An 11,200-nucleotide genomic window follows, 5' to 3' on the forward strand; every position below is an offset into this window, starting at 1 on the left:
CATCAAGGGCGTCGGTCGCCGTGGCCGTGCCCTGGGTGGCCTTGACGTTGACGGTTCCCGCGAAGTCCGCCGGCACCCGGAAGCCGAGGATGAAACGGCCGTCGGCGTCCGCCCGGGTGAGCGCGCTGCCGCCCAGCTTGGCCGTCTCCGCCACGACGGTGACATCATCACCCGCGGTAAAACTGCGGCCACCGACGAGCACGATGTCCTGGTCGAAGAGGACGAGGGTGATCCGGCTGCGCGCCTGCGGGCTCAGCGTGGTGAGCGGAACGCCCTGCGTGCGGCCACTGCCCGCGTCGCCCCCCGCCCGGCTGGATCCGCTCGTCGCGGATGGCGACACGGCCGGAGTCGGCGACGGTGAGTTTCCCGCGGCGCGGGCCAGCGGGGTGACCGCCTGGAGGAGACCCACCACGAACACGGCTATCAGGCCGATCCGGGCTCCGGTCCGGACCCGACGCTGGGTGTGGATCCGGCCGCTGCGGGGTCGTCGATGGGCTGGGGGAATCGGCCGGCCGACCGGAGGGGCGGGTCGGCCGCGGATGATCGAGGCCATGCTCGCGCGCTGCCTTTCGGTGTTGGCGTGACATGCTCCCGTCGGATCACCCGGCACGCGACGGCGGAGCATGGCCGGACCACGACCCACGATGGGCGTCCCCTCCGAGCGGACCGCTCGCACGGCAACCGCTCATCGCTCCACCGGACTCGACCCATGCCTCACCAGGCGAGTCGACCGGGCACCGTCAGGTGCCCGGTCGTGAACCCGACCGTCCCCGACCTCGCAGCCGGAACGATTCGACAGGTGCTCCACCCAGGTAACCGATACACACCTGGGCGGTACTGGGACTAGGAGTGATGAGGCCAATCGTAAACGGCGCACCCCAGCCAAGGAACAGCACCCTCATGAATACTTTCCGTAGTAGCGCATATGTTGTAGATCTGGTGCTACAAATCCCGAGGTAACCGCCATAAATCAACGAAAAGACAAGAAGAAATGAGCCGGAGCGGACCACAGAGAGCACACTCACCCGGGATCGCTCCGGATCATCGAATGACCAGTGCGTCGTCCGGTGGTTGGGTGATGGTCCATCCAGTCGGGTGCACCAGCGCCGGCAACAGCCGGACTCCCCAGGGCAGCTGGGCGCCGTCCAGGGTGACGTCGATGGTCCGGGTGCCGGCCTGGTCCACAGCGGCGAGCCGAGACAGCTCGTGGGCCTCCGCGGCCACCCGCGGCGGTACGGTTCCCGGCCGCGCGAACAGGATCAGATCTCCGGCCGGACCGGTGGTGTGCACCTGTACCCGTAGGGTGCGCCGCCGCCAGCCGGACCTGCTCACGGTGTAGGTGACGGTCGGCTGGGCGACCGGAGCCGGCGGCGGTGACGCGGGGCCGGTGGGCGGGCCCGCCGGCGGGTTCGTCTGCGCCTCCGGCGCGTGCTCCGGGACCGGACGGACCGGCACCGGATGGAGGGGGCCGGTGGTCATGGGCGGCGGGTAGGTGCCCGTGGCCGTAGGCAACGGCACAGCACCCGTCGCCGTAGGCAACGGATAGCCCCCGGTGCGGGGCTGGGTCGGCCCACCCAGCGACTGCATCGTGATCGGGTCGGCGACGGCACCGACCACCGACCGGCCCGAAACCACGCCGGCCGAAACCACGCCGGCCGAGCCTCCCGGGCTGCTCCCGGACGCCGCCGGCATCGGGGGTGGATCAGGACGCGTCGCGGGGCGCGCCAGCACTGAGACGCCGGCCGCGACCATCCGGGCCACGCCCCCCGACCGGTACACCGGGTAGCAGGCCACGTGGTAGGCCCACCCGTCCCGCGGCGCGGCGAGATGCCAGCCGCCCTTGATCTCCAGGCTGGTGTTGGTGACCTTGGCGCCCGCGGCGTAGGGATCATCCGGTCCGGTCGGCGGTTGGTCGCGGCGCCAGAGCACCCGCGCCTCGGTGACCCCCGGCGGCAGCTGGAAGGACAGCACGATCGAGTCGCCTCGATCGTCGGCGCGCAGGTCCCGCACGGGTTCGATGGCGAGGTGACGCACGGCCCGGCCGACGACGGCCGTCCCGCCATGGACCGTCAGCGGCGTGTAGATGACCTCGCCGACCTGTGCCGCCTCGCTGACCTGCCCGGAACGGCTCAGTCCCACAAGACGTGACGAATCGGTGATGGCAGCGAGCGACACGTCGCTGCCTTCTGGCCCGATGCCGATCATCGGCAGGGGCCCCGACCCCGGGTAGGGCCACGGGCCGGTACTGGTCGCGTAGGCGGTACTGGTCGCGTGGGCGGTGGCGACGGGGACGGCCGGCGGCTCCGGCACCGGGGTCGCGTAGATCCGCACCTCCCAGCCGGGCGGCGGCGTCCAGCGCAATGTGGTCCGCCCGGCGGCGGTGACCACCGTGAGGTCATGGACGGGCCGCGGGCGGGCGGCCACCTCCAGCGTCACCTCGGCCCCGGGGGTCCGGGCCGGGGGTCCGGGCCGGGCGTCCCTGCGCGTCCTGGTATTCGACGAAGACGCGGTAGCGATAGGTCACGCCGACGACGACATCGGTGTCGTGGAAGAGGCCGCCGGTGCCCCGCGCCCGCCGGGGCGGCTGGCTGACCGCGGCGGGCGGTGCCACCGTCCGCTCCACTGTCACGGCGGCCAGCGCCCCGCCGAGGCTCCAGTCCAGGCGGATCCCGGCGGCGGTGCGCTCGGCCCGCAGATCGGTGATGTCCCGGGTGAAGACGAGCGGGGCGGCCTCCACCGGCACGGAACGGCGCTCACCGCAGAGGGCGGTCACCTCGTATCGCACCGGCGTCCAGGCGGGGGCGCCGGCATCGCACAGCTCCGTCGAGCGGGTGGTACCGAGGCTGCTCCGCCCCGGGGCCACCCCCTGGCCGTCGCTAACTTCCACGGGCACGATGCGTTCCACCCGGTAGGAGACCGCTCCCCCGACCGAGGGCGAAGCACGCCACCACAGCTGCACCGAACCGTCGGGGCCAGGCACCGCGGTCAGGTCGGACGGCGGGGAGAGCGGCAGGGCCGCCATCGCCGCGAGCGCCTCCCGGTTGTCCGCCGCCGTCGCGAGGACCGCGGCGAGGGCGACCTCCTGGTCCTCGGGTGGTAGCGCGCGCCGCCTCGACCCGCCGGCGGATCACCGCCTGGGCGGCAATGAGCTCGGCCAGTACCTCGGCCGGTTTCCGGCCGTCGGGGCCGGGGACGTCGGCGGCCTGTGCCGCGAGCCAGCGGGCGTCGGCGAGCGCCGCATCCGCCCGGCACGCCGCGCGGGCCTCGGCGAGGGCTCGCCAACCGGCGTCCGCGGCGCCCAGCGCGGCGGAGACCCGGGCTCCCAGTTCCTCCGCCGTCCCGGCGACCGGCCCACCGACGGCGGCCAGCACCGGATGGGCGGTCGTGAGGATCTCGCCGGCCTGGCGGGGATGACCGCCCTCCAGGGCGCGGCGCACCGCGACGAGCGCCTCGGCCGCCTCCCTGGCCTGGCGCAGGCTGTGCCCGCAGTGCCGGCAGACGACCGCCGCCGCCTCGGTCATCGATCCGCAGGACGGGCAGGTGGTGTAGAGGTCGGTGTCGCAGTACCGGCAGTGCCGCACGGACCCGGCCGCCTCCGGCCGGCCGCATCCCGGGCATACCACATAGTCGACGACCCCGCCGACGTTCACCGCGGCGCCGAGCTCCCGGGCCGCCTCCAGGACGACGGACTTCGCCTGAGCCGCGGTCAGTCCGCGCCCGGTCGCGAGCGCCGCCCGGACGAGACCCTCGAAGGCGACCGCGGTGAGCTCGCCGTCGAGCACGACGTGTTCCTCGACCGCGGGCCGCAGCTCGTCCACGGCGTCCGCCATCAGCCCAACGGTGTACGCGGCGGGGTCACCCTCGATCAACCGGGCGGAGACGAGGGCGAGCAGGTCCGCGGTGACCGTCTTCTCCCGGTCATGGGGACGGTGGTGGTTGCCCGCCACCATCACGGCGTACGCGGCCCGCAGCCGCTCCGGTGAGGCGTCCGGGGCCAGCCCCAGGAAGGCCCACAGCGACGCCGTCGAGACCCGGTCCCCGCCGCGCAGGGCGCACAGCTCGCCGAGCCGTTCAGAGATCTGCCGGCGGACCTCGGTCGGCAGCGGTTCGACGCCCCCGCCGACGGCGTCGATGATGATCTGCTCCCGGCTCAGACGAGCATCGAACTCCTCGACCGTCACCCCGGCGGCGACGGCGAGGCGGCGCAGGCCGTCCACCCGGGATGCCGGGATGCCGCCGAATCGCTCCCGGACGGTGGCGAGATAGCCGTCGACCTTGGCGAGACGCTCGGCGTCACCGCTACGCCGGGCCACCAGCACCCGGGCGCGGACCCGTTCCCGGGAGTCCGCGTCCCGCAGCGGCTCCTCCCATTCCGCCCGCCGACGGACAAGCTCGGCGGCAAGGGTCGCGTACTTCGCCGAGTTGCGTTCCCGCTGCAGGAAGGCGAGCACCCGCACCAGGTGCGCCCCGACGTCGGAGCCGGTGTACGCCACCGTCGGATCGAGACCCGCGAGGAGGAACGGGTCGGTGGTGTCCAGGGAGGCACAGGCCCGCAGCGGCGCCAGCACCCGCTGGCGATAGCCGCTGCCGTCGAACGCCGCGCTCACCGATCCACCTTCGTCCCACGTGCCCACCGCGCCCGCCATGCCCGCCGGGAATCGGCCGGCGGCCCGTCGTCAGGCGCCGCTCGTGAAGCGGCCGTCGACCACTCCACACCTGAGAGTACGAAGCCGCGCCTCGGCGCGGGCCGCGGACGCCAGGTTGGCACCGCCCGCACGCACTGCGCGCACCCACGTCCCCGCGAGGCCTGGAAGGCGCTCCACCGGACGCGGTGCCTGGTCAGGCTGAACCCTATCCACTCCGGCGTCGGCCGCCGCGGGCCGGAACACTCGTGCGGGAACACTCGTGGGGGAGGCCGAACGGCCCCCTCGGGCACCGGCGCCGATCAGCCGGGGCCCGATCCGCCGGGGGGCCTCAGTCCCGCTGCTTGAGCAGGCTGACCTTCGCCGACGACGGCCCGCATCTCCTCCGAGCCGACCCCGGCGCGCACCTCGAGCACCAGGGGGGTGGCCGCGCCCTCGTGCGAGGCGGTGACCTGGATCGTCTGGTCCCCGCCCATCGTGAAGGTCACCTCAACGGGGGTGCCCAACGGGTGGCCAGGCGGAATCCCGCTGATGGAGCCGGCGACGATCACCTTGTTGTCGTCGATCGCCGTGGACTCGGCGGTGGTGCCCTGCTCGAAGACCCGGATGTCCACCTCGGCCTGATCGTCGACGACGGTGTAGAAGGTCCGGGTGACGGCGATAGGCAGCGGGTCGTTCTGGTGGGCGAGGAAGGCCGCGACCGGTGTGCCCCGATCCTCGGTGAAGATCCCGAAGCCACGCGACGTGACATTCGTCACCTTCGTGCGGACGAGATCAACCACGGAGGCGGTCGCGAGTCCCGCCTCCTCGGCGCTGGCGGCAGCCGCCTTCTCCACGTCCACGGCGTCAGCTGCGGCGAGTTCCTGGTCGGGACGTAGATGCCCGCTGGCGACCAGGTTCGCGTGGACCTCCCGCTCCAGCGCCTTCTTCTGCCCGTACACCGCGGCGCCCTTGGCGACGGCAAGATCGAGATCGGCAAGCCGGGAGGTGAGCCCGAAGGACTCCTGCAGCCGGCGGGCCACCGCCGGTGTCTTGCTCATGCCCCCCACCAGCAGGCACAAGTCGATCTTCTCGACACCTTTCTCTCGGGCCGGCGCCAGCACCGAGCCGGTCAGGTCGAGAGTGCGCCGCAGCAGCGGGCCGGTGATCTCCTCGAAGACGGTCCGGGTCACCGGCACGCTTGTGCGTCTGCCGTTGTGCACGACCAGCACGTCGACGCTGTCCCGGCCGGACAACGCCAGCTTCGCGTCCTCGGCCGCGGCCAGCAGCTCCTGCTCGTCATAGACGTCGTCGAGCGGGTCGCCCGCGTCGGGCTGCGCCTCGGTGAACTTCTGCGCCAGGTAGCGGACGAGTTCATTGTCCCAGTCCGCACCGCCCAGCTCGTGGTCGCCATCCGTGGCGACCACGGTGATCGCGCCCTCGCTCAGCCTGATAACCGTGGTGTCGAACGTGCCACCGCCGAGGTCGTAGACCAGCACGGTCGACTCCTCGGCCCCGTCCTGGCCGAATCCGTAGGCGAAGGCGGCGGCGGTCGGCTCGTTGATGATGTCGACCACGTTGAGGTCGGCGAGCTCGCCGGCCAGCTTCGTCGCCTTGCGCTCCTCGTCACCGAAGTACGCGGGCACGGTGATCACTACATCGGTGACCGGGACACTGGTCGCGCGTTCGGCGTCCGCGGCGAGCGCCTTGAGCACCAGGCTCGACACCGCGGAGGCGCTGTACTCCGCGTCATGCGCCACGAACCGCCAGTCCGACGCGCCCATGTGCCGCTTGACCAGCCGGGCGACGTCGTCGGGACGGATGCGAGCCTGGCGTTTGGCCTGGGTTCCCACCACGAAAGAGGTTGGGCCCTCCGCCCCAGTGTCGAACAGGACGACCGAAGGCGTCGTCGGCTGGGACTCGATGTTGCGGATCACTTCCGGTCGGCCGTACTCGTCGACCTGGGCGATGCAGGAGTAGGTCGTGCCCAGGTCGATCCCGAACACCTTGGTGCCTGCCACCGTCTAATTCTTCCCTTCACAAGCCTCGTAGCGTTCGCCGCGGTGCCCGCCCTCCGCGGCTCAGCGCGATCGGTAGACCTCGGTCTCCGCCGGTCGGACGACCGTGGTCTCGCCGCGGACGAAGCCCGGACGAACAGTACGAGCGATCGTCCCGTCCCGTCCCGGGTCGTCCGTCAGCACCCGACGCACCCCAGGTGCCGCGCCGGGTCGAAGGTCCCGCCCGGCACCGCTGTATACGGGCGGACGTCCACAGCGACATCGAGCACCTGGAGCAGCTGCTTACGCAGGATGCCGGCGACACTCTGCGGATCGTCGGCCCCCAGGCTATCCATTTGATCATGAAGTCGAATCAACCCCCGCAGAAGGGGGGCCATGGCTTCGGTAAGTTCACCACTACGTAGCCGGGCATTCTCAGCGTGCAATCGGTCCACGAGTTGGGTATCGTGCCGCCGTAGCCGGGCCAATTCGTCGACGCGGCTCGCGAGGCGTTCCAGCGCCACCGCCTGGACAGCACCGATCGAACCCACCAGATCCGTCCCGCCGCCGTCAGGGCCCGGGCTGCCCGCGGGGCAGGCCTGATCCGCCGGGCCGCCCTGAGGAACCTGATCATCCTGAGCCGCGGTGCCGCCGTGGCCGGCCGGGCCACGCTCCCCATCCCGTTGATCCGGGCCTGTCGGGGACCGTGTCGGCGTCACCGGTCCGGCGTGCTCGGATGCCACGGCCGGCTCCGGCCCGCCGGGCCAGACCTCCTCGGGCCCGGCCTCCTCGGGGCCAGCCGCCCCGAGGTCCCCGCCCTCGGAACCGCCGTCCCGGAGATCACCGTTCTCGAGGTACTCCTGCCGGGAACCGTCGGGGGCGTAGGAACCGTCGCCAGGGTAGTCGCTGCCGTCCGCGCAAGGTCCGGCGCCGGGAAACGGGTCGGTTGCGCCGGGAAACTCATCCCGCGCCCCATACCCCGATCCGGCATGGTCCCCGTAGCCACTCGACCCGCCGTGGCTCGGCGGCGAGGGGGACCATGCCGAGGCGTTCCGTGCCGGGAACCGGTCCTCCCCCGGCGGATAGGCGTCCACCGGAACCTGCCGTCTCCGGCCCTGCTCCCAGCCGGCCGCTCGCGAAGGATCGGCGTATGCCGGGTCGGCCTGGCCCGGCTCGGCGCCAGGCACCGGCCCGCCGCGATCATCGGCGGAGTATCGCCCGGGTCGCTCCCGGCCTTGCCCGGAAGCCGGGTCACGATCAGGATGAGATCGGTGCCCGGGGTGGGCCCGCTGGTCGGAGCTCGCGCGGTCGGCGCGCGTCCGCTCGGGTGAGGGCTCGCGACGTGGCTGGAACATCGAGTATCGATCCTCCTCGCCGACGGGCGGCGGGACCGGATGGCTCATCGCGGGCTACCGGCGTCATTTGCGGCCAGCGGTCCAGTTCAGGCCCCAGCCGTAGGCCTCGTCAAGCTCGCGGTGACCGCTGACGTAGCGGACCTCCCGGCTGACCTTGAAGTCGTTGCCGGTATTGGTCAGCAGGGCAACGGCGCACATCCGGACGCCGCCGGCCCGCTCGTCCAGCCGGACCTCGATCGGGGCACCCTGCGCCGGAGTCAGGGTGACCACCGCGTCGGCCTGGTCGAACGAGGCCACCCCCTCGTAGATGAAGGCAAACACGAGGATGCGGCGGATCTGGGAGATGGCGGCGAGGTTCACGTACAGGTTCTCGCCACCGACCGCGGCGCCCGTGCGGTCGTCCGCGTCGAGGTTGATGAAGGGGGGGTCCGTGAAGGAGCCGAACGCATCGCCCAAGGCCTGGACCACACCCGCACGGCCGTCGGAGAGTTCGAACAACGCGGCGAGGTCGAGATCAATGCCGCCGCCCGCGGCGCCCAGCACCCGCTTGAGGAAGCCGCCCTTCTGCTGGCCGCCGCCCGGCTGCTGGTTCCAGTTGAGGTTCACGTGCAGCCGCCCGCCACCGCCCTGCTTGCTCAGCGAGACGGTCGGCGCGGATTTCGTCAGTGTCACCTTGCTCAGTGAGACCGAGCCGGAACCGGCCGCCGGGGTGGCGGGACGTTTGCTGTAGTCGATGCCCATGGTCCGCTCCCTCGCGGTAGCTGGGCGTCATCCATGATCAGATAATCATCGCCTGGCAGGATCGGACGCCGGTACCCGACGATGTCACATCCGCGGCGGTACTCTCCAGACCGGCCGCCCGGGCCCGGTTGCGCCGGGCAGCTGTCACCGCCCGGCGCACGGCGCTACAGCGGGGCGCCGACGACCTCCCGTGGCTGCCCCGGGCCGCCCTCGCCCTCGCCCGGGACGGACCCGGCACCCGCCGAACCGCGCTCGGCGGACCGGTGGCGGATGGAGGACAGCAGCGACAGACCGATGAAAGCCACCCCGATGATACCGGTGACGATCTCCGGAACCTCGGTCTCGATCGAGATGCCCAGGATGACGGCCAGCGCCCCGATCGCATAGTGGGCACCGTGCTCGAGGTAGATGTATTCGCCGAGGGTGCCCCGCTGGACCAGGTAGACGGTCAGGGACCGGATGTACATCGCGCCAGTCCCGAGGCCGGCCGCGATGATGAAGATGTTCTGGGAGATCGCGAAGGCACCGACGACCCCATCGAATGAGAACGACGCGTCGATGACCTCGAGGTAGAGGAAGAGGAACGCGGCGGCCTTGCCGGTGGCGAGCACCAACTTCGGCGGGCCGGCGGTGCCGTTCAACCGGGCCGGGGCCAAGCCGGCCGACTCGGCGGCGGAGCCGGAGTCGTCGTCATCGGCGCCCACACCGCGGGCCTCGAAGAACTCGCCGAGTCCCCGCACGCCCAGATAGGTCGCGAGCCCCGCCAGCCCGGAGAGCAGCACCTGCTGCTGGTGGCCGCCGGCGAAGGCCTGGCCGACCACCAGCAGGGCGATGAGCCCGAGCACGATCGGAACCACATCGAGCTGGCCCGCCCTGCGCAGCGGCTCCTCCAGCTTCTTGATCCACTGGATCTCCCGTTCGGGGTCGAACAAGAAGTCCAGGAACAGCATGAATAGGAAGATCCCGCCGAACGCGGCGATGGCCGGATGCGCGTCATCCAGTTTCTCCGCGTACCGGGCACTGTCGTTCAGCGCCAGGTCGAAGACCTCGACCGGACCGAGATGCGCGGTCAGCGCCACGATGGCGATCGGGAAGACCAGACGCATGCCGAACACCGCGATCAGGATGCCGAACGTCAGGAAGATCTTCTGCCAGAACTGGCTCATCCGGCCAAGGATCGTCGCGTTGATGACGGCGTTGTCGAAGGACAAACTGATCTCGAGCACCGCGAGGATCGCGACAAGCGCCGCGGCCCGGGGGCCACCGATCACCCCCGCCGCGGCCACCCCGATAACAGTGATCCCCAAGGACCATCCGAAGACTCGCAAGGCGTGCACGCCTACCAACACCCTCCCGGACCGGTCGCCAGATCCCGGCCGCGCCGCGCGGGCGGATCCGCGGTCCGTCGGATCCCGCATCGCTCAAGCATCACCGGAGACCGCATCGTCCGCGGCCTACTGGCCCGGTGCGGCGGTCGTCGGCATCGTAACTGCTCGTCTGGTGGGCGCGACCTGACAAAAGTGGTACACCCGATGTGTATCGCTTTATCTGTACATGTCACCCACACACGGCCGGATCCCTAGTATCCGGTCATTACCGGACCGGCCGTCCGGACCCACCGGCCCGGTCAGACCCGCCGGCAGGTCGGGCCCGGTCGCCTGACCGAGCCCGACCGCGCACCCGGGGTTCAGACGTTGACGCCGAAGTCGCGCGCGATCCCGGTCAGACCCGAGGCGTAGCCCTGTCCGACGGCTCGGAACTTCCAGTCCGCGCCGTGCCGGTAAACCTCGCCGAACACCATAGCCGTCTCGGTGGAGGCGTCCTCGGTGAGGTCGTAGCGGGCGATCTCGCTGCCGCCGGCGCCGTTGACGATCCGGATGAAGGCGTTGCGGACCTGGCCGAAGCTCTGCTGCCGCGAGTCCGCGTCATAGATCGAGACCGGGAAGACAATCTTGTCAATCTCCGATGGCAGGGTCGTGAGGTTCACCATGATGGCCTCGTCGTCGCCCTCACCCTCGCCGGTCAGGTTGTCGCCCTGATGCTCGATCGCGCCGTCGGGGCTCTTGAGGTTGTTGAAGAAGACGAAGTGCCCGTCCGACGCGACCTTGCCGTCGGCCCGGCACGCGATGGCGCTCGCGTCCAGGTCGAAGTCCGCGCCGGTTGTGCTCCGAACGTCCCAGCCGAGTCCGACCAGGATGTTGGTGAGTCCGGGCGCCTCCTTGGTCAGCGACACGTTGCCGCCCTTGCTGAGGCTGACTCCCACTGCTCTCCTCCTGCTGTGCGTTGTTCGAAAGGGCCGCTGTTCAGATGTTGCCGCTGTTCAGATGTCTCGGAGGCCGCTCAGGCGGCCCCCCGCGGAAGCCGTCGGCCCGGGGCAAGGTGCGCCCCGGGTGTCCCCGGCATCCGGGCGCCGGCAGCCTACTGCGCGGCGTGAACGCCACAGTGACTCTCCGCCCGCGAAGGCCACGTGGCCGGAGTACTGTGC

General features: G+C 71.3%; 8 protein-coding genes and 1 pseudogene. All 9 read right to left on the bottom strand.

What is annotated here, in order from left to right:
* Window positions 1-412, bottom strand: a pseudogene (locus ACY45C_RS07040) (beta-mannanase); the annotation flags it as partial.
* A gap of 629 nt (window positions 413-1,041) precedes the next feature.
* Window positions 1,042-2,436 (bottom strand): hypothetical protein, encoded by a 1,395-nt coding sequence (locus tag ACY45C_RS07045; RefSeq protein WP_462186830.1) that lies wholly within the window; start codon window positions 2,434-2,436, stop codon window positions 1,042-1,044.
* A complete protein-coding gene (locus tag ACY45C_RS07050; RefSeq protein WP_462186831.1) occupies window positions 2,396-2,887 on the bottom strand; it encodes a hypothetical protein in 492 nt (163 codons plus the stop codon). Before ACY45C_RS07050 ends, ACY45C_RS07045 begins: the two co-directional genes overlap by 41 nt.
* The gene (locus ACY45C_RS07055; RefSeq protein ID WP_462186832.1) at window positions 2,877-4,607 is read right to left on the bottom strand and encodes a hypothetical protein; all 1,731 of its coding nucleotides are present in this window, start codon (window positions 4,605-4,607) and stop codon (window positions 2,877-2,879) included. Before ACY45C_RS07055 ends, ACY45C_RS07050 begins: the two co-directional genes overlap by 11 nt.
* Before the next feature lie 338 nt (window positions 4,608-4,945).
* Entirely contained in the window at window positions 4,946-6,643 is a 1,698-nt protein-coding gene (locus ACY45C_RS07060; protein ID WP_462186833.1) for an Hsp70 family protein, read from the bottom strand.
* A 173-nt stretch (window positions 6,644-6,816) separates the two neighbouring features.
* The gene (locus tag ACY45C_RS07065; RefSeq protein ID WP_462186834.1) at window positions 6,817-7,806 is read right to left on the bottom strand and encodes a hypothetical protein; all 990 of its coding nucleotides are present in this window, start codon (window positions 7,804-7,806) and stop codon (window positions 6,817-6,819) included.
* Window positions 7,807-8,037: 231 nt separating this feature from the next.
* Window positions 8,038-8,715 carry a TerD family protein gene (locus ACY45C_RS07070; RefSeq protein WP_462186835.1) on the bottom strand — a complete coding sequence of 226 codons (678 nt, stop codon included), beginning with the start codon at window positions 8,713-8,715 and terminating at the stop codon, window positions 8,038-8,040.
* Between the two features lie 164 nt (window positions 8,716-8,879).
* Window positions 8,880-10,052, bottom strand: a complete 1,173-nt coding sequence (locus tag ACY45C_RS07075; protein WP_462186836.1) for a DUF475 domain-containing protein — start codon at window positions 10,050-10,052, stop codon at window positions 8,880-8,882.
* 350 nt (window positions 10,053-10,402) lie between these two features.
* Window positions 10,403-10,978: a TerD family protein gene (locus ACY45C_RS07080; protein WP_462186837.1), complete on the bottom strand. Its 576-nt coding sequence runs from the start codon at window positions 10,976-10,978 to the stop codon at window positions 10,403-10,405.
* Between the last annotated feature and the right edge of the window lie 222 nt (window positions 10,979-11,200).

Source organism: Frankia sp. CcWB2, from assembly GCF_977927585.1.